This window comes from Enterobacter sp. Y17, assembly GCF_019730495.1.
GTDB classification, from domain to species: domain Bacteria; phylum Pseudomonadota; class Gammaproteobacteria; order Enterobacterales; family Enterobacteriaceae; genus Enterobacter; species Enterobacter asburiae_B.
This window is the reverse complement of sequence record NZ_JAASKP010000004.1, coordinates 79045-102613: the sequence shown is the minus strand read 5'-3', so window position 1 is coordinate 102613 and position 23569 is coordinate 79045. Positions and strand designations below refer to the sequence as shown.

18 protein-coding genes are annotated in these 23569 nt (G+C 57.0%); 7 read left to right on the top strand and 11 right to left on the bottom strand.

Annotated features, from left to right (window positions below; translation table 11 throughout):
* Nucleotides 1-396 precede the first annotated feature (396 nt).
* Nucleotides 397-3102 (top strand): HTH-type transcriptional regulator MalT, encoded by a 2706-nt coding sequence (gene malT / locus HCH49_RS18025; protein WP_221703145.1) that lies wholly within the window; start codon nucleotides 397-399, stop codon nucleotides 3100-3102.
* 61 nt (nucleotides 3103-3163) lie between these two features.
* Here the strand turns inward: malT and HCH49_RS18020 are convergent, their stop codons facing one another.
* The 3 genes from HCH49_RS18020 to glpE are packed head-to-tail and all read right to left on the bottom strand — an operon-like array spanning nucleotide 3164 to nucleotide 5149.
* Nucleotides 3164-3922 carry a DeoR/GlpR family transcriptional regulator gene (locus HCH49_RS18020; RefSeq protein WP_008503060.1) on the bottom strand — a complete coding sequence of 253 codons (759 nt, stop codon included), beginning with the start codon at nucleotides 3920-3922 and terminating at the stop codon, nucleotides 3164-3166.
* Nucleotides 3923-3938: 16 nt separating this feature from the next.
* Entirely contained in the window at nucleotides 3939-4769 is an 831-nt protein-coding gene (glpG, locus tag HCH49_RS18015; RefSeq protein WP_045888427.1) for a rhomboid family intramembrane serine protease GlpG, read from the bottom strand.
* A gap of 47 nt (nucleotides 4770-4816) precedes the next feature.
* The gene (gene glpE / locus HCH49_RS18010; RefSeq protein ID WP_006177908.1) at nucleotides 4817-5149 is read right to left on the bottom strand and encodes a thiosulfate sulfurtransferase GlpE; all 333 of its coding nucleotides are present in this window, start codon (nucleotides 5147-5149) and stop codon (nucleotides 4817-4819) included.
* Between the two features lie 250 nt (nucleotides 5150-5399).
* On the opposite strand from glpE, the gene glpD reads away from it, so the two are divergent.
* Nucleotides 5400-6908: a glycerol-3-phosphate dehydrogenase gene (gene glpD, locus HCH49_RS18005; RefSeq protein WP_069303382.1), complete on the top strand. Its 1509-nt coding sequence runs from the start codon at nucleotides 5400-5402 to the stop codon at nucleotides 6906-6908.
* A 95-nt stretch (nucleotides 6909-7003) separates the two neighbouring features.
* Here glpD and glgP read toward each other — a convergent pair whose 3' ends face one another.
* The 6 genes from glgP to asd form a co-directional block, all read right to left on the bottom strand.
* On the bottom strand, nucleotides 7004-9451 hold the full coding sequence (gene glgP, locus HCH49_RS18000; RefSeq protein ID WP_029740650.1) for a glycogen phosphorylase: 2448 nt from the start codon (nucleotides 9449-9451) through the stop codon (nucleotides 7004-7006).
* 18 nt (nucleotides 9452-9469) lie between these two features.
* A complete protein-coding gene (gene glgA / locus HCH49_RS17995; protein WP_023309509.1) occupies nucleotides 9470-10903 on the bottom strand; it encodes a glycogen synthase GlgA in 1434 nt (477 codons plus the stop codon).
* Nucleotides 10903-12198: a glucose-1-phosphate adenylyltransferase gene (glgC, locus tag HCH49_RS17990; protein ID WP_023337914.1), complete on the bottom strand. Its 1296-nt coding sequence runs from the start codon at nucleotides 12196-12198 to the stop codon at nucleotides 10903-10905. The genes glgA and glgC overlap by 1 nt, the downstream gene beginning before the upstream one ends.
* A gap of 17 nt (nucleotides 12199-12215) precedes the next feature.
* Nucleotides 12216-14189: a glycogen debranching protein GlgX gene (glgX, locus tag HCH49_RS17985; protein WP_047059850.1), complete on the bottom strand. Its 1974-nt coding sequence runs from the start codon at nucleotides 14187-14189 to the stop codon at nucleotides 12216-12218.
* Entirely contained in the window at nucleotides 14186-16372 is a 2187-nt protein-coding gene (glgB, locus tag HCH49_RS17980) for a 1,4-alpha-glucan branching enzyme (protein ID WP_047059922.1), read from the bottom strand. Before glgB ends, glgX begins: the two co-directional genes overlap by 4 nt.
* Before the next feature lie 249 nt (nucleotides 16373-16621).
* Nucleotides 16622-17725, bottom strand: a complete 1104-nt coding sequence (asd, locus tag HCH49_RS17975) for an aspartate-semialdehyde dehydrogenase (protein WP_033146834.1) — start codon at nucleotides 17723-17725, stop codon at nucleotides 16622-16624.
* A 179-nt stretch (nucleotides 17726-17904) separates the two neighbouring features.
* On the opposite strand from asd, the gene yhgN reads away from it, so the two are divergent.
* Nucleotides 17905-18498 carry an NAAT family transporter YhgN gene (gene yhgN / locus HCH49_RS17970; RefSeq protein ID WP_003861574.1) on the top strand — a complete coding sequence of 198 codons (594 nt, stop codon included), beginning with the start codon at nucleotides 17905-17907 and terminating at the stop codon, nucleotides 18496-18498.
* 153 nt (nucleotides 18499-18651) lie between these two features.
* Here yhgN and tusA read toward each other — a convergent pair whose 3' ends face one another.
* Nucleotides 18652-18894: a sulfurtransferase TusA gene (tusA, locus tag HCH49_RS17965; protein ID WP_008503071.1), complete on the bottom strand. Its 243-nt coding sequence runs from the start codon at nucleotides 18892-18894 to the stop codon at nucleotides 18652-18654.
* Nucleotides 18895-19061: 167 nt separating this feature from the next.
* On the opposite strand from tusA, the gene HCH49_RS17960 reads away from it, so the two are divergent.
* Together HCH49_RS17960 and HCH49_RS17955 are read left to right on the top strand one after the other, a co-directional pair.
* A complete protein-coding gene (locus tag HCH49_RS17960; protein WP_033146835.1) occupies nucleotides 19062-19727 on the top strand; it encodes a 7-cyano-7-deazaguanine/7-aminomethyl-7-deazaguanine transporter in 666 nt (221 codons plus the stop codon).
* 72 nt (nucleotides 19728-19799) lie between these two features.
* On the top strand, nucleotides 19800-20357 hold the full coding sequence (locus HCH49_RS17955; protein ID WP_023309515.1) for a DcrB family lipoprotein: 558 nt from the start codon (nucleotides 19800-19802) through the stop codon (nucleotides 20355-20357).
* Nucleotides 20358-20361: 4 nt separating this feature from the next.
* On the opposite strand, the gene HCH49_RS17950 is transcribed toward HCH49_RS17955, so the two are convergent.
* Nucleotides 20362-21579, bottom strand: a complete 1218-nt coding sequence (locus tag HCH49_RS17950; RefSeq protein WP_039263064.1) for an MFS transporter — start codon at nucleotides 21577-21579, stop codon at nucleotides 20362-20364.
* A 145-nt stretch (nucleotides 21580-21724) separates the two neighbouring features.
* Between HCH49_RS17950 and HCH49_RS17945 the strand changes: the two genes are divergently transcribed.
* Together HCH49_RS17945 and HCH49_RS17940 are read left to right on the top strand one after the other, a co-directional pair.
* Entirely contained in the window at nucleotides 21725-22774 is a 1050-nt protein-coding gene (locus tag HCH49_RS17945) for an AI-2E family transporter (RefSeq protein WP_032662225.1), read from the top strand.
* A 337-nt stretch (nucleotides 22775-23111) separates the two neighbouring features.
* A complete protein-coding gene (locus HCH49_RS17940; RefSeq protein WP_221703143.1) occupies nucleotides 23112-23501 on the top strand; it encodes a hypothetical protein in 390 nt (129 codons plus the stop codon).
* Nucleotides 23502-23569: the final 68 nt, after the last annotated feature.

Below are 23569 nucleotides of genomic sequence, written 5' to 3'. Positions count from 1 at the left end.
GTCAAAGAAATGAAATGCAGTTTCGGGTGAAATTAATCCGTTCTGAAATGATTACTTACGTAGAATAATAATTTAGCCATCGGGACAGATCTCAAAAGACTATTACTCTCACTCAACTTTACCCGCACTTTATTAAATTTGACGTCACTATACCTTTCTGAAACCAGTTTCAGCGCAGCGGCAATGTATACAGACAAACCAGCAGTGACGCGGCGTTACGGCCCTTTCGAGAAAGTTCCAACATTTGCCTGAATGTTTTGTGACAGAGTGCAAATTCAGAACCACAAAACCCAGACATAACTTGCAATAGTTCTCTTTCTGTTCGACCTTATATCGTATTAATTACGAAGCGCAAAAAAAATAAAATCTCTCGTTCCCCACAGTGAAGTGAAACCTATGTTGATTCCGTCTAAATTAAGTCGCCCGGTTCGTCTTGACCATACAGTGGTCCGCGAGCGTCTGTTGGCTAAACTTTCCGGCGCGCATAATTTCCGACTGGCGCTGGTTACGAGCCCTGCAGGCTATGGAAAAACAACGCTCATTTCGCAATGGGCCGCGGGTAAAAGCGATCTTGGCTGGTACTCCCTCGACGAGGGCGATAACCAGCAGGAGCGTTTTGCCAGCTATCTGATTGCCGCCATACAGCAAGCCACCCATGGACACTGCGTCGCCAGTGAGGTGATGGTGCAAAAGCGCCAGTACGCCAGCCTTTCCTCCCTTTTCTCTCAGCTGTTTATCGAACTGGCCGAATGGCATCGTCCGCTTTACGTGGTGATCGACGATTACCATCTCATCACGAATCCGGTGATTCATGAATCGATGCGTTTCTTCCTGCGCCATCAGCCGGAAAACCTGACTTTAGTGGTGCTGTCACGCAACCTGCCGCAGTTGGGTATTGCCAACCTGCGCGTGCGCGATCAGCTTCTGGAAGTGGGCAGCCAGCAGCTGGCCTTTACCCACCAGGAAGCGAAACAGTTCTTTGACTGCCGCCTGACATCACCGATTGAGGCCGCCGAGAGCAGCCGTCTGTGTGATGACGTTGCCGGCTGGGCCACGGCGCTGCAGCTTATCGCGCTCTCTGCCCGACAAAACAACAGTCCGGCGCATCAGTCTGCGCGGCGTCTGGCGGGCATCAACGCCAGTCACCTTTCCGACTACCTGGTGGATGAGGTACTGGACAGCGTCGATCCCTCGACGCGTAATTTCCTGCTGAAAAGCTCTCTGCTGCGCTCCATGAACGATGCGCTCATCGTGCGCGTGACGGGCTGTGAAAACGGTCAGCTGCAGCTCGAAGAGATTGAACGTCAGGGCCTTTTCCTGACGCGCATGGACGATCCCGGCGAGTGGTTTAGCTATCACCCGCTGTTTGGCAGCTTCCTGCGCCAGCGCTGTCAGTGGGAACTGGCGGTTGAACTGCCGGAGATCCACCGCGCCGCTGCCGAAAGCTGGATGGCGCAAGGCTTCCCGAGCGAGGCCATCCACCACGCGCTGGCCGCCGGTGATGCCAGCATGCTGCGCGATATCCTCCTCAACCATGCGTGGGGCCTGTTTAACCACAGCGAGCTGACCCTGCTGGAAGAGTCTCTCAAAGCCCTGCCGTGGGAAAGCCTGCTGGAGAACCCGCGTCTGGTGCTGCTGCAGGCCTGGCTGATGCAGAGCCAGCACCGCTACAGCGAAGTGAACACCCTGCTGGCGCGCGCCGAGCAGGAGATGGAAAGCGAAATGGATACCACCCTGCACGGCGAGTTCAACGCGCTGCGCGCTCAGGTGGCCATTAACGACGGCGACCCGGACGAAGCTGAACGGCTGGCGATGGTCGCGCTGGATGAACTGCCGCTGGCTAACTTCTACAGCCGCATCGTGGCGACCTCTGTGCACGGTGAAGTGCTGCACTGCAAAGGCGACCTCACGCGTTCGCTTTCACTGATGCAGCAAACCGAACAGATGGCGCGTCGTCATGATGTCTGGCATTACGCGCTGTGGAGCCTGATCCAACAGAGCGAGATTTTATTCGCGCAGGGATTCCTGCAGGCCGCCTGGGAAAACCAGGAAAAAGCGTTCCAGCTGATTCGTGAACAGCACCTGGAACAGCTGCCGATGCACGAGTTCCTGTTGCGTATTCGCGCTCAGCTGCTGTGGGCATGGTCGCGTCTGGATGAAGCAGAAAACTGCGCCCGCCAGGGTGTGGATGTCCTTTCCAGCTTCCAGCCTCAGCAGCAGCTGCAGTGTCTGGCGCTGCTGGTACAATGCTCGCTGGCACGCGGCGATCTCGATAACGCCCGCAACCATCTGAACCGCCTGGAGAACCTGCTCGGCAACGGTCAGTATCACAGCGACTGGGTCTCAAACGCCGATAAGGTCCGGGTGATTTACTGGCAGATGACCGGCGATAAAAAATCCGCCGCCAACTGGCTGCGTCAGACGCCAAAACCCGAATTTGCGAACAACCACTTCCTGCAGAGCCAGTGGCGCAACATTGCCCGCGCGCAGATCCTGCTCGGTGAATTAGAGCCCGCAGAGATTGTGCTGGAAGAGCTGAACGAGAACGCGCGCAGCCTGCGTCTGATGAGCGACCTGAACCGCAACCTGCTGCTGCTGAACCAGCTTTACTGGCAGGCGGGTCGTAAAAACGATGCCCAGCGCGTGCTGCTGGAAGCGCTGCAGCTGGCTAACCGCACCGGTTTTATCAGCCACTTTGTAATTGAAGGTGAAGTGATGGCGCAGCAGCTGCGTCAGCTTATTCAGCTCAACACGCTGCCGGAGCTGGACCAGCATCGCGCCCAGCGCATTCTTCGCGAGATTAACCAGCATCATCGACACAAGTTCGCGCATTTTGATGAGAACTTCGTTGAACGTCTGCTGAACCACCCGGAAGTGCCGGAGCTTATCCGCACCAGTCCGCTCACCCAGCGCGAATGGCAGGTTCTGGGTCTGATCTATTCAGGCTACAGCAACGAGCAGATTGCCGGTGAGCTTGCGGTGGCGGCGACCACCATCAAAACGCATATCCGCAATCTGTATCAGAAGCTGGGCGTGGCGCATCGTCAGGATGCGGTGCAGCATGCGCAGCAGCTGTTGAAGATGATGGGGTATGGCGTTTAGGACCTCTGCGGTCTGATGCCCTCACCCCGGCCCTCTCCCACTGGGAGAGGGTGAACGGCTTTTAACACAACTCTAACTGCAAATTATTATCTTTAATCACCTGCATCACGCCCGCCGGCGGCATCACGTCGGTATAAACAGCATCCACCATGCTGATGCTGCCCATGTTTACCATCGCATTTCGGCCAAACTTCGAATGGTCGACCACCAGCATCACGTGACGTGAGTTCTCAATAATCGCGCGCTTGGTGCGCACCTCGTGATAATCAAACTCCAGCAGCGAGCCGTCGCTGTCGATGCCGCTGATCCCGAGAATGCCGAAGTCGAGGCGGAACTGAGAGATAAAATCGAGGGTCGCTTCGCCGATAATGCCGCCGTCGCGGCTGCGCAGTTCGCCGCCCGCGAGGATGATGCGGAAGTCATCTTTCTGCATCAGGGTATTGGCCACGTTCAGGTTGTTCGTGACCACGCGCAGGTTCTCGTGATCCAGCAGCGCATGGGCGACCGCTTCCGGCGTGGTGCCGATATCAATAAACAGCGTCGCCCCGTTCGGGATCTGGCTGGCGACCTTGCGGGCAATGCGCTCTTTCTCTGCCGTCTGCGTGGCTTTACGGTCATGCCAGGAGGTATTGACCGAACTGGACGGCAGCGCCGCCCCGCCGTGGTGGCGAAGAATGCGGTTCTGATCGGCCAGGTCGTTCAGGTCACGACGGATGGTTTGCGGGCTGACGGCAAACTGCTCCACCAGCTCTTCGGTGCTAACGTATCCCTGTTTTTTTACCAGTTCGATAATAGCGTCATGACGTTGTGTTTGTTTCATCAATTATCCCTGAGAATTATGTTCGTTTTCGCGCATGGAGCGTGTCGGCAAAGGCCATCGCCAGCCCCACGGCCAGCCCGGCGACGTGCGCACCGTTGGCAATAGACATACCAAACAGATCAAACCATCCGGCAATAAGCCATATTAACGCAAAGGTTATTAATCCGCGCTGCAGATAGATGCCGCTTTCCGGATCGCGCTCCCCGCGAAGCCAGACATAGCCCATCAGGGCATACACGACGCCCGACAGCCCGCCGAACCACGGCCCGCTGAACTTGTGCTGCACATAGCCGCTCAGCAGGGCGCTGATAAGGGTGATAACGATCAGCTTGCCGCTGCCCAGACGCTTTTCAACAGCGCCGCCGAGATACCACCACCAGAGCAGGTTGAAGAGGATATGCATCACCGAGAAGTGCATCAGCGCGTGGCTAAAGTAGCGCCAGACGTCAAACTCAAGAGACGGGTCATAGGGCCAGGCCAGGGCAATCATCACGCTCTGGTCGCCCACCACGTTCATAATGATGAAAACGATAATGCAGGCCGCCATCAGCAGCAGCGTAAACGGGCCGGCGCGCTCGCGGATGGTGGCGAGGAAGGGAAAACGGCTGTAGTGCAGTCCGCTGTCGGTCTGCCCGGACTGCCAGCTGGCCGCCAGATAGCGCGGGTCGCCGGGGTTCTCAAGAAAACGCGCCAGCTCTTCGTTTACGCGCGCGGCCTGGCTCTCGTCGGCCAGCCAGACGTCGGTCTGCGTATGTTGCTGAATGGTCAGAATAACGCCCTGCGTCGCCATATAGTCGACAAACGCCTGGGCGACGCGCGGGTTGGTAAAAGAGGTGATCATCAACATGGGCAGCGGTCGCTTATTTCCACACAAAAGGGGACAGTATAGCGGGATCAGCGCTCAAAAGCGTATTCCACTTCTGCCGGGAAATGACGATGCCAGGCATCGAAGCCGCCGTCGACGCTGTACACCGCGTCGTAGCCCTGCTGAAGCAGATACTGCGCCGCGCCTTTGCTGCTGTTGCCGTGGTAGCACATGACCATCACCGGCGTCTCGAAGTCGTTATCGCGCATAAACGCGCCCAGCGTGTCGTTAGTGAGATGAAACGCGCCCGGCGTGTGGCCCATCGCAAAACTCTGCGGATCGCGGATGTCCACCAGCACCGCTTTTCCCTGGTGCATCTTCTGGTGGGCTTCTTCTACGTTAATACATTCAAACTGATCCATGGTGTTCTCTTTCTGTTGTTCAGGTTGGGTGCGCGCTGATGCCCTCACCCCAGCCCTCTCCCACGGGGAGAGGGAGAAAAGTTAGTCGCACTATTTTACCCCGTAGTGTACGTCCTGGCGGCGGGTAAACGCCATTATGTTATCCATATCACTCTAAATTGTTTTTTTGATGTTACCAAAAGCGCGTTCCTTTGCTATTATGAGCGATATCGAACATTTTTGAGCTTTAACGAAAGTGCATGAGGGTGTTATGGAAACCAAAGATCTGATTGTGATAGGCGGTGGCATCAACGGTGCCGGTATTGCGGTCGATGCCGCAGGACGCGGTTTATCCGTACTGATGCTGGAAGCTAACGACCTCGCCTGCGCGACGTCGTCCGCCAGCTCCAAACTGATTCACGGTGGCCTGCGCTACCTGGAACACTACGAATTCCGCCTGGTCAGTGAAGCACTGGCCGAACGTGAAGTGCTGTTGAAAATGGCCCCGCATCTGGCGATTCCGATGCGCTTCCGCCTGCCCCATCGCCCGCATCTGCGTCCGGCGTGGATGATTCGAATCGGTCTGTTTATGTACGATCATCTGGGTAAACGCACCAGCCTCCCGGGTTCGACAGGTTTGCGTTTTGGCTCAGAATCGGTCCTTAAGCCTGAAATCGTGCGCGGTTTCGAATATTCCGACTGCTGGGTGGACGATGCGCGTCTGGTGCTGGCGAATGCCCAGATGGTCGAGAAGAAAGGTGGCGAGGTGAAAACCCGTACCCGTGCGACCTCTGCCCGTCGTGAAAACGGCCTGTGGATTGTAGAAGCGGAAGACATCGATACCGGCGAGAAATTCAGCTGGAAAGCGCGCGGTCTGGTGAACGCCACCGGCCCGTGGGTGAAGCAGTTCTTCGACGACGGCATGCATCTGCCTTCGCCGTACGGCATTCGCCTGATCAAGGGCAGCCACATTGTGGTACCGCGCGTGCATACGCAAAAGCAGGCCTACATTCTGCAGAACGAAGACAAGCGCATCGTGTTTGTGATCCCGTGGATGGACGAGTTCTCGATCATCGGTACCACCGACGTGGAGTACAAAGGCGATCCGAAGAACGTCGAGATCGACGAGAGCGAAGTGAACTACCTGCTCAAAGTGTATAACACGCACTTCAGGAAACAGCTGTCACGCGACGACGTGGTCTGGACCTACTCCGGCGTGCGTCCGCTGTGCGATGACGAGTCTGACTCACCGCAGGCGATTACTCGCGACTACACGCTCGATATTCACGACGTTGACGGTCAGGCGCCGCTGCTTTCCGTGTTTGGCGGCAAGCTGACCACCTACCGCAAGCTGGCCGAGCACGCGCTGGAAAAACTGGCACCGTACTATAAAGGTATTGGCCCGGCGTGGACCAAAGGCGCGGTACTGCCCGGCGGTGATATCGGCGACAATCGCGATGATTACGCCGCGAAGCTGCGCCGTCGCTTCCCGTTCATCACCGAAGGGATGGCGCGCCACTATGCCCGCACCTACGGCAGCAATACCGAGCTTTTCCTGGCCGACGCGAAGGACATTGCGGATCTGGGCGAACATTTCGGCCACGAGCTGTACGAAGCCGAGCTGCGCTACCTGGTTGAGCACGAGTGGGTTCGTCGTCTGGATGATGCTATCTGGCGTCGTACCAAAGAAGGGATGTGGCTCAACGCCGAGCAACAGTCTCGCGTGGCGCAGTGGTTACAGCAAAATGCGGGGAAGCGTGAGCTGTCGCTGGCGTCGTAATACGATCGGTGCGGGCTGATGCCCTCACCCTGACCCTCTCCCACAGGGAGAGGGAACAAACACTAAAAACGGCAACCGAGGTTGCCGTTTTGCTTTTACAACCTCACCGGATCAATATGCCAGATCGTCTCGGCATACTCCTTGATGGTCCTGTCGGACGAGAAATAGCCCATATTGGCGATGTTATACATCGCGGCGCTGGTCCACTTCTCCTGCTGACGGTACAGCTCGTCAACCTTATCCTGACAGTCCACGTAGCTGCGATAGTCCGCCAGCACCTGGTAGTGATCGCCAAAGTTAATCAGCGAATCGACCAGATCGCGATAGCGGCTCGGTTCATCCGGGCTAAACACGCCGGTCGCGATCTGCGTCAGCACCTGACGTAACTCTTCATCCTCTTCGTAATATTGACGCGGCGAGTAGCCTTTCCTGCGCAGCGCCTCCACCTCTTCCGTCGTATTACCGAAGATAAAGATATTTTCTTCGCCCACGTGCTCCAGCATCTCGACGTTCGCCCCGTCAAGCGTACCAATGGTCAGCGCGCCGTTAAGAGCAAACTTCATGTTACTGGTGCCGGATGCTTCCGTACCCGCCGTGGAAATCTGCTCAGAGAGATCCGCCGCCGGGATGATCATCTGCGCCAGGCTTACGCTGTAGTTTGGAATGAAAACCACCTTCAGCTTGTCGCCAATGTCCGGATCCTGGTTGACCACCTTCGCCACGTCGTTGATGAGATGAATGATGTGCTTCGCCATGTAGTAGGCGGAGGCCGCCTTACCGGCGAAGATCTTCACGCGCGGCACCCATTCGGCCGTTGGATCGGCCTTAATGCGGTTGTAATGGGTGATCACGTGCAGCACGTTCATCAGCTGACGCTTGTATTCGTGGATGCGTTTGATCTGAACGTCAAACAGCGCTTTCGGGTTTGCCACCACGTTGAGGTGCATCGCCAGCCAGACCGCCAGACGCTTTTTGTTCAGCAGCTTGGCTTCGCGCACGGCTTTGTTCACCGTCGGGAAATCAATATGCTGTTCCAGCTCGCTCAGCTGGCTCAAGTCGGTACGCCAGGTACGGCCGATATTCTCGTCCAGCACCTCAGAGAGCGGCTGGTTGGCCAGCGCCAGCCAGCGGCGCGGCGTGACGCCGTTGGTCACGTTGCAGAACCGCGTCGGGAAGATTTTCGCGAAGTCCGCAAAAAGCGACTGCACCATCAGGTTCGAGTGGAGCTCGGACACGCCGTTGACCTTGTGGCTGATGACGACCGCCAGCCAGGCCATGCGCACGCGGCGCCCGTTCGATTCATCAATGATGGAAGCGCGGCTCAGCAGCCCGGTATCGTTCGGGTATTGCTCCTGCAGGGTCTTGAGGAAGTAGTCGTTAATCTCAAAGATAATCTGCAGATGGCGCGGCAGGATTTTGCCGAGCATGTCTACCGGCCACGTTTCCAGCGCTTCGCTCATCAGCGTGTGGTTGGTGTAGGAGAATACCTGACAGGTCACTTCAAACGCGTCATCCCAGCTGAACTTGTGTTCGTCGATCAGCAGGCGCATCAGCTCCGGAATGGAGAGCACCGGGTGGGTGTCGTTAAGGTGGATCGCGGTTTTCTCCGCCAGGTTGGCGTAGGTTTTGTGCAGCTGATGGTGGCGGCTGAGGATGTCCTGAATCGTCGAGGAGACGAGGAAATACTCCTGACGCAGGCGCAGCTCGCGACCTGAGTAGGTCGAGTCATCCGGGTACAGCACGCGGGACACGTTTTCGGAGTGGTTTTTGTCTTCCACCGCCGCAAAGTAGTCCCCCTGGTTGAATTTACCGAGGTTGATTTCGCTACTGGCCTGGGCGCTCCACAGGCGCAGCGTGTTGGTGGCATCGGTGTCATAGCCGGGGATAATCTGATCGTAGGCCACGGCCAGGATCTCTTCCGTTTCTACCCAGCGGGATTTTTTGCCTTCCTGCTGGATACGTCCGCCAAAGCGCACCTTGTAGCGCGTATTGTGGCGCTTAAACTCCCACGGGTTGCCGTACTCCAGCCAGTAGTCCGGCGACTCTTTCTGGCGCCCGTCGACGATGTTCTGTTTGAACATACCGTAGTCGTAGCGAATACCGTAGCCGCGGCCCGGCAGCGCCAGCGTCGCCAGCGAGTCGAGGAAGCAGGCGGCGAGACGCCCCAGACCGCCGTTGCCGAGGCCCGGGTCGTTCTCTTCGTCGATCAGCTCTTCTAAATCTAACCCCATCTCTTCGAGTGCGGTTTTGACGTCGTCATAAATACCGAGCGACAACAGCGCGTTGGACAGCGTGCGGCCAATCAAAAATTCCATCGACAGGTAGTAAACCTGACGCGTTTCCTGCGAGAGCTGGGCGCGGTTTGAGCGCAGCCAGCGTTCAACTAAGCGGTCACGCACCGCAAACAGGGTGGCGTTCAGCCACTCGTGCTTGTTGGCGATAACCGGATCTTTCCCGATGGTGAACATCAGCTTGTAGGCGATGGAGTGCTTTAACGCCTCAACGCTGAGCGTGGGTGAAGAGTAGCTAAATGGAGCGTTCATATCAGTAACTTCGCCTCGTTACATCAAGCGTTGATAGAGATCGCGGTATGACTGCGCCGCAACATGCCAGCTAAAGTCCATGGACATCGCCTGACGCTGAACGTAACGCCAGAGCGATGGACGGGACCACAAGACGAAAGCACGCCGAATCGCCCGAAGCAGCGACCAGGCATTACTGTCCTCAAAGACAAACCCGCTGGCGATACCGTCCGCCAGGTTTTCCAGAGAGCTATCGGATACGGTATCCGCCAGTCCGCCCGTGCGGCGCACCAGCGGCAGCGTGCCGTATTTCAGGCCGTAAAGCTGCGTCAGGCCGCAGGGTTCGAAACGGCTCGGCACCAGGATGACGTCCGCGCCTCCCATGATGCGGTGCGAGAACGCTTCGTGATAGCCAATCTGCACGCCCACCTGCCCCGGATGTTCCGCCGCAGCGGCAAGGAAGCCTTCCTGCAGCACCGGGTCGCCCGCGCCGAGCAGCGCCAGCTGTCCGCCCTGCTCCAGTAAACCGGGCAACGCCTCCAGCACCAGATCCAGCCCTTTCTGGCTGGTCAGGCGGCTGACCACCGCGAACAGCGGCACTTTATCGTTAACCTTCAGGCCCATTGCAATCTGCAGCTGGCGTTTGTTCTCCGCTTTGTCTTCCACGGAATCACGGCCATAGCGCGCCGCCAGCAGGAGATCGGTTTCCGGGCTCCAGATCTGTTCATCCACGCCGTTCAGAATGCCTGACAGGCGGCCTTCGCGGTGGCGCTGTTGCAGCAACCCTTCCATGCCGTAGCCAAACTCCGGCTGGGTGATCTCACGCGCGTAGGTTGGGCTCACGGCGGTAATATGATCGGCGTAATACAGCCCGGCTTTCAGGAACGAGATCTGCCCGTTAAATTCCAGCCCGTGCATGTTATAGAACGATAATGGCAGATCGATTTCACTCATGTGATGGGCATAGTACATCCCCTGATACGCCAGGTTATGCACGGTAAAGACCGATTTCGCCGGATGGCCGCGCGCCGCGAGATACGCCGGGGCAAGCCCGGCGTGCCAGTCGTGCGCGTGCACCACATCCGGGCGCCAGAACGGATCCAGCCCCGTCGCCATTTCTGCCCCGACCCAGCCGAGCAGCGCAAAGCGCAGCACGTTATCGGTGTAGGCGAACAGGTTCGTATCGTGATACGGGCTGCCCGGTCGATCGTATAAGTGCGGCGCGTCGATCAGGTAAATCCCTACGCCATTGTAATGTCCAAACAGCAGGGTGATGCGTCCGGCGAAGGTCTCACGGCGGGTCACCACTTTTGCATCGGGAATTCCACGCCGGATATCCGGAAAGGCGGGCAGCAGGACTCGGGTATCCACGCCTCCGGCGATTTGCGCTGCCGGTAATGCACCCAGAACATCTGCCAGACCGCCCGTTTTTAACAACGGGAACATCTCAGAACATACATGTAAAACCTGCATCATCGCTCCTGTTTGATCTGCAGCTTCCGCAACATTTCCCGTGTGACTAACACGATCCCCTCTTCCGAACGATAGAAACGACGCGCGTCTTCTTCCGCGTTCTCACCAATCACCATCCCTTCTGGAATGACGCAGGCACGATCGATAACGCAGCGACGCAGACGGCACGAGCGCCCTACCCAGACATCAGGCAGTAAGACTGCCGAATCGATATTACAGAATGAATTTATCCGCACACGGGGGAACAGCACCGACTGCACCACCACAGAGCCTGAAATAATGCACCCGCCGGACACCAGCGAGTTCAGCGTCATACCGTGGCTGCCGGAGCGGTCCTGCACGAATTTGGCCGGCGGCAGCGATTCCATATGGGTACGAATCGGCCAGTTCTGGTCGTACATATCCAGCTCAGGCGTGACCGACGCCAGGTCGAGGTTCGCTTTCCAGTACGCTTCCAGAGTTCCCACATCGCGCCAGTAAGGTTCCGCATTGGGGTCGGACTGCACGCAGGACAGCGGGAAAGGATGTGCATAGGCCATGCCAGCTTTAGTGATTTTCGGAATGATGTCTTTACCGAAGTCGTGGCTGGAGTTTTCGTCTTTGTCATCGTCTTCCAGCAGCTCATAAAGATAATCTGCATCAAAGACATAAATCCCCATGCTGGCGAGCGATTTGGTGTCATCGCCGGGCATGGTTGGCGGGTTCGCCGGCTTTTCAACAAAGTCGATAATTTTGTCGTCGGCATCCACGTGCATCACGCCAAACGCCGTCGCTTCAGCAACGGGCACAGGCAGACACGCTACGGTGCAGCGCGCCCCTTTTTCGACGTGGTCGATGAGCATGTGGGAGTAATCTTGCTTGTAGATATGGTCCCCGGCGAGGATCACGATGTATTCCGCGTTATAGCGGCGAATGATGTCGAGGTTCTGCGTCACTGCATCCGCCGTTCCGCGGTACCAGTTCTCACCGTGGACGCGTTGCTGAGCGGGAAGGAGATCGACAAACTCGTTCATCTCTTCGCTGAAGAATGACCAGCCGCGCTGGATATGCTGAACCAGCGTGTGCGACTGATACTGCGTAATGACGCCAATACGGCGAATGCCCGAGTTAAGGCAGTTGGAGAGCGCAAAGTCGATGATACGGAACTTACCACCAAAGTGAACGGCCGGTTTCGCGCGCTTGATGGTCAAATCTTTCAGACGGGTACCACGTCCACCCGCAAGTATCAGGGCAACCGTTTTTAATGGTAGCTGGCGCGCCAACATTAAGGGATCGTTCTTCTCTAATCTAACCATGACTAACTCCTTTTTTATCATCTTTGGAATACGCACACTCCGTGCGCAGGCCCGTGCCAGACAGCCATTACTACCGGATTATCCGCTCCGGCAAAGGGGGGAACAGCTCGCCATTCCCCTTCAGGTAAAACAATCTCTGCGACGTCATCCGTCGCGTTCAGCGTGACCAGCCATTTATCCGACAGCAGGATTTGCAGGCGTGGTACGCCGTGTTGCCACTCTTGCGCGCTTAACGGTTGCGCGTCTTGATTCAACCAGCGAACGTTGCCGTCACCCTCTTCCCACCAGCGGTCGGCGGTCAGCGCGGGGATCTGCTGGCGAAGATGGATCAGCGCAGCGGTAAAATGAATCAGCCCGCTGTTGGCTTCACCCCAGTCGAGCCAGGTTAACGTGTTGTCCTGGCAATACGCATTGTTGTTACCGTGCTGGCTGTGGCCGTGTTCATCGCCTGCCAGCAGCATCGGCGTGCCCTGCGACAATAAAAGCGTTGTCAGCAAAGCGTGAACGCTGGCGCGTCGCCGCTCGATGACGTCAAGGCTTCCGCCTAACCCTTCTATACCATGATTAAAGCTATGGTTATTGTTAGTACCATCGCGATTCTCTTCGCCGTTTGCCTCATTGTGTTTCTGATTGAAACAAACGCAGTCCCTGAGCGTAAAACCGTCGTGTGCCGTCAACAGATTGACGGTGGCCGACGGGCGTTTGCCGTCGCGCTTAAAGAGATCGCTTGAAGCGGCAAAGCGTCCGGCGAACTCCCCCAGCGAAAGATTCCGTTCCAGCCAGAAGCGGCGCGCGGCATCGCGGTAGTGATCGTTCCACTCGGCAAACAGCGGCGGGAAATTCCCGACCTGATAACCGCCTTCCCCGATGTCCCACGGCTCGGCAATGAGCTTCACCTGCGAGAGCACCGGACAGTTTTTTATCGCCTCAAACAGCGGCGCCTGCTGGCTGAACGCTGGCGTGCGCCCCATCACTGGCGCCAGATCGAAACGAAAACCGTCGACGTGGAACGTCTCCACCCAGTATTTCAGGCATTCATAAGCAAAATGCGTGACCGCCGGATGGCTGAGGTTGAGCGTGTTACCGCAGCCGGTCCAGTTCTCATAATCGCCATCCTGCCTGATCCAATAATAGCTACGGTTATCAATTCCGCGCATGGAGAGCGTCGGACCGTCGAGATCGCTTTCGGCACTGTGGTTGAGCACGACGTCCAGAATGACCTCAATGCCCGCCGTATGGAGCGCCTTCACCGCATCGCGAAACTCGTCCCGCGCCTTTTCCGGATGGGCGGCATAGCGTGGCTCAAGCGCGAACATCGCCAGCGGGTTGTAGCCCCAGTAGTTGCTTAGCCCCAGCCGCTGCAGGCGCGGCTCGCTGGCAAAGTGGGCGACGGGCAACAGTTCCAGCGCGGTGATGCCGAGGTGTTTCAGGTAGGCAATCATGGTGGGATGCCCGAGCGCCTTATAGGTGCCGCGCATCTCTTTGGGGATCGACGGGTGCAGGTACGTCAGCCCTTTGACGTGGGCTTCATAAATGACGGTATTGCCCCACGGCGTCTGCGGCGGGGCATCGTCTTCCCAGTCATAAAGATCGTTTACCACCACGCTTTTTGGCGCGACGGGCGCGCTGTCGCGGTGGTCGGGCTCGCCGTAGCCCACGTGGAACAGCGGGTCGTCTTTAAATTCGCCGTCCACGCGGTGCGCGCACGGGTCAATCAACAGCTTCGCCGGGTTAAACCAGTGCCCCTGCGCCGGATCCCACGGACCATGTACGCGAAAGCCATAGTGCATGCCTGGCCGTCCTCCGGCCAGGTAGCCGTGCCAGGTATCCCCCGTGCGCGCGGGTAAATCGTAACGGTGCTCGTTACCTTCCCCATCAAACACGCACAGTTCTACCCGCTCAGCGTGAGCGGAAAAGAGGGTGAAATTGACACCCTTTCCGTCAAAACGTGCGCCGAGCGGTTCGGGTTTACCTGCCGTAAGCTGCGTCATTCGCCCTCCCGCATCAGCCAGATGGTGCCAAGCGGCGGCAGCGTCAGGCTCAGGGAGTTGGGTCGCCCGTGGCTTTCGATGGCGTCGCTCTGGACCAGCCCGCCGTTACCGGCGTTGCTGCCGTGATAGTGCATCGAGTCGGTATTCAGGATCTCGCGCCATTTGCCCGGTTGGTTAATGCCGAAGCGGTAATGTTCGCGCGGCACCGGCGTGAAGTTGCTGGCGACGACGATCTCGTTACCCGCTTTGTCACGACGCACAAAGACAAACACCGAGCGCTCGTGGTCGTCCACCACCAGCCACTCAAAGCCGTACGGATCGAAGTCGAGCTCGTGCAGCGCTTTGTGGTGGCGGTAGGTCAGGTTCAGGTCGCGCACCAGACGCTGCACCCCGTGGTGCCAGTTGTCGCCGCCTTCCAGCAGGTGCCAGTCGAGGCTGGCGTCGTGGTTCCACTCGCGTCCCTGGGCGAACTCATTGCCCATAAACAGCAGTTTCTTGCCCGGAAAGGCAAACATCCAGCCGTAGTAGGCGCGCAGGTTGGCAAACTTCTGCCACGCGTCGCCCGGCATGCGGTCGAGAATGGATTTTTTGCCGTGCACCACTTCATCGTGCGACAGCGGCAGCATGAAGTTTTCGGTGTAGTTGTAGAGCATCCCGAACGTCAGCTTATCGTGATGATACTTACGGTGAACCGGATCCAGCTTCATGTAGTCGAGCGTGTCGTGCATCCAGCCCAGGTTCCACTTATACCAGAACCCCAGGCCGCCTGATGACGGCGGACGGGAGACGCCCGCAAAGTCGGTCGACTCTTCCGCCATGGTCACGGCACCGTCCACCTGTTCGCCGATAATCCGGTTGGTATTGCGCAGGAATTCAATCGCTTCCAGATTTTCACGGCCGCCAAACTCGTTCGGGATCCACTCGCCCTCTTTGCGGCTGTAGTCGCGGTAGATCATCGACGCCACCGCATCGACGCGCAGGGCATCAATGCCAAACCGCTCGATCCAGTACAGGGCATTCCCGACCAGGTAGTTTGCGACCTCACGGCGACCGTAGTTATAGATCAGCGTGTTCCAGTCCTGGTGATAGCCTTCGCGCGGGTCGCTGTGCTCGTACAGCTTCGTGCCGTCAAACTCTGCCAGCGCAAAGTCATCCGACGGGAAATGGCCCGGCACCCAGTCGAGGATGACGTTCAGCCCGGCGGCATGCGCGGCATCAATGAAATAGCGGAAGTCATCGCGCGTGCCGAAGCGGCGCGTTGGCGCATACAGCCCGGTGGGCTGATAGCCCCAGCTGCCGTCGAACGGATGCTCGTTGACCGGCAGCAGTTCAAGGTGGGTAAAGCCCATCCATTTGGCGTAGGGCACCAGCTGGTCGGCAAGCTCCCGGTAGCTGAGCCAGAAGTTGTTATCGGTATGGCGACGCCAGGAGCCAAGGTGTACCTCATAGACGGAGATCGGCGCATCAAAGCGGTTGGCCTGTTTGCGCTCCTCCGTCTGGACGACCTTCTCCGGCAGGCCGCAAATCAGCGACGCGGTATCCGGGCGCATCTGCGCTTCGAAGGCATACGGGTCAGCTTTAATGCGCAGCTTGCCGTTGGCGTCGATCATCTCGAATTTATAAAGCTGCCCGGGGTGCGCTCCAGGGATAAACAGCTCCCAGATGCCGCTTTCCCGGCGCAGGCGCATCGGATGGCGGCGACCGTCCCAATAGTTGAACTGGCCGACAACGGAGACGCGCTGGGCGTTAGGCGCCCACACGGAGAATCGCGTGCCGGTAATGCCGTCCATGGTATCGGCATGGGCACCCAGCGTTTCATAAGGGCGAAGATGCGTTCCTTCGGAGAGCAGCCAGGCATCCATCTCTTTAAGCAGCGGGCCAAAGCTGTAAGGATCGTCAATCAGGTTTTGCTGACCGTGCCAGAGAACGGCGAGCTGATAGCGAAAAGGGTTTTTACGGCGGGGCATCACGCCCGAGAAAAAGCCACGGGAATCGAGGCATTCAAGATTACCGACCTTGCGGCCGGTTTTGGGTTCAATCACCCAGACTTCTGTGGCATCCGGTAACAGTGCCCGAACTTCAAGGCCATCCTCAGTTTGATGCATCCCAAGCACAGAAAAGGGGTCAGCAAAATGACCCGCAATAAGCGCATTAATCACGTCTCTATCCACACGATCGGACATGGTATTCATCCTGTTTTTTATGTCGTCCTTTTTAAGCGCTCCGGGACGACTTTTAATGTGACCTGAACGGGACAGCACAAAAATGTGCATCCATTCTGCTCCGTTCGAACCTCAGGTAAGAAATGACTCTTCCTTAAAGCATAGCCAACGCTCTAGATGACTCCTGATAAAAAATAAGACATACGCGTGTTACTCCATGTAGTACGCAAAAAAAGGGGGTGAAAATCACCCCCGGTAGTTAACAAATTATTACGCCAGCTGGCGCAGCATGCGGCGCAGCGGCTCGGCGGCGCCCCACAGGAGCTGGTCGCCGACGGTGAACGCGGAGAGATACTCCGGCCCCATGTTCAGCTTGCGCAGACGGCCAACCGGCGTGGTCAGCGTGCCGGTAACGGCAGCCGGGGTCAGCTCGCGCATGGTGATATCGCGATCGTTTGGCACCACTTTCGCCCACGGGTTGTGCGCGGCCAGCAGCTCTTCAACGGTCGGAATAGACACATCTTTTTTCAGTTTAATGGTGAAGGCCTGGCTGTGGCAGCGCAGCGCGCCGATACGCACGCACAGGCCGTCAACCGGAATGGTGTTCGCGGTCGCGAGGATTTTGTTGGTCTCAGCCTGGCCCTTCCACTCTTCGCGGGTCTGGCCGTTATCCAGCTGTTTGTCGATCCATGGGATCAGACCACCGGCCAGCGGTACGCCGAAGTTGTCCACCGGCAGCTCGCCGCTGCGGGTCAGCTGAGTGACCTTACGTTCGATATCAAGGATCGCGGACGCCGGGTTTGCCAGCTCGGTCGCGACGCTTTGGTGCAGCTGGCCCATCTGGGTCAGCAGCTCGCGCATGTGACGCGCGCCGCCGCCGGACGCCGCCTGGTAGGTCGCCACGGAGACCCACTCCACCAGATCCTGCGCGAACAGGCCGCCGAGGGACATCAGCATCAGGCTGACGGTGCAGTTACCGCCGACAAAGGTTTTCACGCCGTTGTTCAGGCCGTCGGTGATGACGCCCTGGTTCACCGGGTCAAGAATAATGATGGCATCGTCTTTCATACGCAGCGAAGAGGCCGCGTCAATCCAGTAGCCCTGCCAGCCGCTTTCACGCAGCTTTGGATAGATTTCGTTGGTATAATCGCCGCCCTGGCACGTCACAATAATGTCGAGTGCCTTCAGCGCTTCCAGATCGTAAGCATCCTGCAACGTGCCTGTGGTACCACCAAAGGACGGAGCAGCCTGGCCGAGCTGGGAAGTGGAGAAGAAGACCGGGCGGATAGCGTCGAAATCGCGCTCTTCAACCATGCGTTGCATGAGTACAGAGCCGACCATACCGCGCCAGCCGATAAAACCAACGTTTTTCATAGCATTTTTTTCCTGCTGAGGGTGTGTGCTGATTGTGCAAGCCAGTATTGAACTGGGATATGCTTCACATTACAAAATGCTGCCAAAGTCGCAAGCGAAATTAATCGATGATTGCCCGGCAATCAGAAAAAGCGCTAATCATCGGAATAACACTACTAAGTATCAGGGATAATTTAAAGATGAGTGAAATCATTTCCGCGGCGGTTTTATTGATCCTGATTATGGATCCACTGGGAAATCTGCCTATCTTCATGTCGGTGCTGAAGCACACCGAGCCGAAGCGCCGCCGGGCGATCATGATCCGCGAGCTGCTCATCGCCCTGCTGGTGATGTTTATCTTCCTGTTTGCCGGTGAAAAAATTCTCGCGTTCCTGAACCTGCGCGCCGAAACCGTGTCGATTTCCGGCGGGATTATTCTGTTCCTGATTGCTATTAAGATGATTTTCCCAAGCGCGGAAGGCAGCAGCAGCGGCCTGCCCGCGGGTGAAGAGCCGTTTATCGTGCCGCTGGCGATTCCACTCGTCGCCGGGCCGACCATTCTGGCCACGCTGATGCTGCTGTCGCATCAGTATCCGAACCAGATGAGCCATCTGGTGATTGCCCTGCTGATCGCCTGGGGCGGGACGTTTATCATCCTGCTGCAGTCGTCGCTGTTCCTGCGCCTGCTGGGTGAGAAAGGAGTGAACGCGCTGGAGCGCCTGATGGGGCTGATTCTGGTGATGATGGCAACGCAGATGTTCCTGGACGGGATCCGCGCGTGGATGAAAGGCTAGGTAAACGCAAAACGGCAATCAAAGATTGCCGTTTTTAGTGTTTGCACCCTCTCCCCGTGGGAGAGGGGCGGGGTGAGGGCATCAGGCCGCAGAGGACACATATTCGTCGGGTGGCGGCCTCGCCTTACCCGACCTACAGCAACGCCAGCCCATCTACCCCTTACGAATCAAATACCGGTACGGCAGCGCCTCGGTCTGCTGTGCCACCAGCTCATGCTCCATAAAGGTACAAAAACCGGGAATATCGCGGGTCGTGGCCGGGTCGTCGGCAATAATCAGCAGCGTTTCACCGGTCTGCATGTTGCGCACGGTTTTGCGTACCATCATTACCGGTTCCGGGCAGCGAAGGCCCTGGGCATCAAGAGTGTGGTCTGGGCTGGAAAACAGGTCGGTCATGGTCTTCTCGGTCTGGTAAAAACGGCTGTAGTTTACGCCCGGTTGCGATCAATGCAAACCAGGTTAACGATTGCGTAAAAACTAACCATTGCAATGTCCTGCCAAAGCAGTATCATGCTGCGGTTTTTATTGGGTTCCCTCACCCCAACGTATAAAAAGGTCACAATATGACGTCGTTTTCTGAATCACAGCGCGTAAAAGCGTTGTTCTGGCTTTCGCTTTTCCATTTGCTGGTGATCACCTCCAGCAACTATCTGGTGCAGCTCCCAATCTCCATCTTTGGTTTTCATACCACCTGGGGCGCATTCAGCTTCCCGTTTATTTTCCTCGCGACGGATTTGACCGTGCGTATCTTTGGCGCATCGCTGGCTCGCCGTATTATTTTTTCGGTCATGCTCCCGGCGCTGTTCATCTCGTACGTGGTTTCGTCACTGTTTTATATGGGAAGCTGGCAGGGCTTTGAGGCGTTAACCCACTTCAACCTGTTTGTTGCCCGTATCGCCGCGGCAAGCTTTATGGCCTACGCGCTGGGGCAGATCCTCGACGTGCATGTGTTTAACCGCCTGCGTCAAAATCATCGCTGGTGGATGGCGCCAACCGCCTCCACGCTGTTCGGTAACGTGAGCGATACGCTGGCCTTCTTCTTCATCGCCTTCTGGCGCAGCCCGGATGCGTTCATGGCCGAACACTGGATGGAAATCGCGCTGGTGGACTACTGCTTCAAGGTCCTTATCAGCATTGTGTTCTTCCTGCCGATGTACGGCGTGCTGCTCAATATGCTGCTGAAAAGGCTGGCAGATAAATCTGAAATCACGGCATTGCAGGCTGGTTAAGGGTTCGCTTTATCAGTTGTGATAAGATGAGCGAATGAGCCGTTATGGCCGTTTATCGAAAGGAAGAAGTCAATGCGCAATCTGGTTAAATATGTCGGGATTGGCCTGCTGGTTGTGGGTCTTGCAGCCTGTGATAACAGCGACACGAAAACGCCTGCTCAGGGCGCATCCGCAGAGAGCAACGCGACCGGCCAGCCGGTGAATCTGATGGATGGCAAACTCAGCTTCTCTCTGCCAGCCGATATGACCGATCAGAGCGGCAAACTGGGCACCCAGGCGAATAACATGCACGTTTACTCCGACGCAACCGGGCAGAAAGCGGTCATTGTGATTGTGGGCGACGACACCAGCGAAGACCTGGCCGTCCTGTCCAAACGTCTGGAAGATCAGCAGCGCGGCCGCGATCCTCAGCTGCAGGTCGTGACCAATAAATCCATCGAGCTGAAAGGCCACACGCTGCAACAGCTCGACAGCATCATCTCTGCAAAAGGCCAGACCGCCTACTCTTCTGTGGTGCTGGGCAAGGTTGATAACAAACTGCTGACCCTGCAGATCACCCTGCCAGCCGAAGATCAGCAGAAAGCGCAGACGGCTGCTGAAAACATCATTAACACCATCGTGATCCAGTAACGCTTCACGACGATGACGTGGCCTCCGGTGCCTGCACCGGGGGCCATTTTTTTAGCCGCCACGTCAGCAGCAGCGCAATCACCACCAGACCCGCCGCGGCAAGATAGATCACCGGAACCCCTGCCCAGGCCATCACCAGCCCCGCCAGCGGGCCGGTAATGCCTAAAGACATATCCATAAACACCGTATAGGTCGCCAGCGCCGCCCCCTGATTCTGCTGCGGCACGGCTTTTACCGCCACCACGCCCAGCGCCGGGAAGACCAGGGAAAAGCCTGCCCCCGCGAGGAACACACCCACTTTCGCGACCCAGGGCACCATCGCAATTCCGGTCAGCAGCAGCCCGACAATCTCTATCGCAAAGCAGATCATCGCCACATTCAGCCCGCCAAGGCGGTTGATGCCGTTAGGGAAAAGCAGGCGGGCGCCAACAAACGCACAGCTAAACAGGGTTAACGCAAAGGCTGCGCCGTCCCAGCCTTTGGCGTCGTAGAACAGGGTAATGAAGGTCGCAATCACGCCGAAGCCGGTGGTCGCCAGCGCCAGCGCCATGCCGTACGGCCAGACGCGCCCCAGCACCGCCCGAAACGGCAGCGGCTTGCCTTTGCTGGCCTTCACTTTCGGACGCGGCAGCGCAAAGAGGATTGCCAGCAGCGCGACCGCCATAATGGTGATGGAAAGCCCATACAGCCCGCCAAGCGCATAGCAGGCCACGCCGAGCGGCGCCCCGAGCGCCATCGCACCGTAGGTGACAATCCCGTTCCAGGAGATCACCCGGCCAATGTGCGGCGCGCCTACCACCCCCACGCCCCACAGCGTCGAGCCGGTTCCCGCCAGACTTTGCCCAATGCCCAGAATGACGCGGCCCAGGCAGAGCAGCGCTAGGCTGACCAGCGGCCAGTGGCCGGTTGCGGCAGCCAGCAGGTAGCTCAGGCCACTGAGGAAACAGCCGCACAGTCCCACCACCACGATGCTTTTTGGACCGAACGCGTCCGCGTAGCGCCCGGCATGCGGGCGGCTGAGGAGCGTGGCGAAATATTGCAGGCTAATCACCAGCCCCGCCCAGAAGGCGCTGAAGCCCATCACGTCATGGACATAGCCCGGCAGGACCGCCAGCGGCAGGCCGATGGTCAAATAGCTGGCAAAGTTGAAAATCACAACGGAAACGATGCGCAGATTGAGGCGCAGTCCGCTCAGTGCCGGTTCAGCGGCAGGTTCGGGCATGGGGTTCTACCTGGATTTTTTACAACAGTGTTTCACTATTACCACGGCGCAATAAGAAAATCAGCCCCGACTTTCAGATTAACGGTGCCAGACGAAGCGAAGCCCGGGCACTACACTTATCGGGTCATCATATTAAGGAACACGCATGATCGCTAACCCGTCCGACAAAGCAGGACTCCACATCTTATTAAAACTCGCCTGTCTGGTGGTTATCCTTGCGGGTATCCATGCTGCCGCTGACATTATTGTTCAGCTCCTGCTGGCGCTCTTTTTTGCCATCGTGCTTAATCCTCTGGTCACCTGGTTTTTACGCCGGGGCGTCAGCCGTCCGGTAGCCATCACCATCGTGGTTATTGTCATGCTGATTGGCCTGACGGCGCTCTTCGGCGTGCTGGCGGCATCGCTGAGCGAATTCTCCACCATGCTGCCGCAGTACAACAAAGAGCTGACGCGTAAAATTGTCGCGCTGCAGGAGATGGTGCCATTCCTCAATCTGCATATCTCACCCGAACGGATGCTGCGCAGGATGGACTCCGAGAAGGTCATGACCTACGCCACCACCTTGATGACGGGGCTTTCCGGCGCGATGGCCAGCATTCTGCTGCTGGTCATGACGGTGGTGTTTATGCTGTTCGAAGTTCGCCACGTACCCTATAAGCTGCGCTTTGCGCTGAACAATCCGCAAATTCACATTGCCGGGCTACACCGGGCCCTGAAGGGCGTCTCCAAATATCTGGCGCTGAAAACGCTCCTGAGCGTCTGGACCGGGGTGATTGTCTGGCTGGGGCTGATGCTGATGGACGTGCAGTTCGCGCTGATGTGGGGCGTGCTGGCCTTTCTGCTGAACTACGTGCCCAATATTGGCGCGGTGCTTTCCGCCGTGCCGCCGATGATTCAGGCGTTTCTGTTTAACGGTTTCTACGAATGCATGCTGGTCGGCGCGCTGTTCCTCGTCGTGCATATGGTGCTGGGCAATATTCTTGAACCGCGCATGATGGGACACCGTCTGGGCATGTCGACGCTGGTGGTGTTTTTATCCTTACTGGTTTGGGGCTGGCTGCTGGGCCCGGTCGGTATGCTGCTGTCGGTCCCCCTGACCAGCGTATGTAAAATCTGGATGGAAACCACCAAAGGCGGCAGCAAGCTGGCGATCCTGCTCGGGCCGGGGAGGCCGAAAAGCCGGTTACCCGGCTAACCGACCTACCTGTACAGGTAGGTTTAAACCGTCAGTAATACACCGTAAATTACCGCGTCCCTAATCCGTCGCGGTATTTTTATTTGCGTTAAGGCGATACTCATTCTGTTTTTAATTACGCCGCGCGCATTACGTTGAAACGCAACTCATGATTTAACGCAAATTATAAAAAATGAAATTCTTATTTATTTTCCATGTTATTATGCCCGTCTTCGCGTCAACGTAATGTAAACATTAATATTGATTAAAAAATACACCCAGCGATAACAAAAAGCCGGATGAATATTATTTGTAAAAAACACTACCTTTAATTGTTATTATTGATATGGAGTTGTTGATGAAAAAGATCGTTAAATGGTGTGCTGCTGCCGTATTCGTTGGCGCACTGGCAGGCTGTGCGCGCACCGCCCCAATTGCTCAGGTTCACTCTATTGTAAGCGCGGGCCATACTGCCGATCAGGTAAAAACGGCAATTTTGAAAGCAGGCCAAAAACGCGACTGGATCATGACGGAAACCGGCCCGGGAATGATTAAGGGGCGTCTGCAGTCACGCGATCACTCGGTCCAGGTGAGTATTCCGTACACGACCACAAGCTATTCAATCAACTATGAAAACAGCCTTAACCTGAAAGCGGCAGACGGTAAAATTCACAAAAATTATAACCGTTGGGTAAATAACCTCGACCACGATATTCAGCTGAACCTCTCCGCTGGCGCCGCGCTGTAATATTTTTCTAAAGTCGGGCCGCGTATGGCCCGATAACCTCTCTTTATTAGCTTCAAAGGTTACGCAGG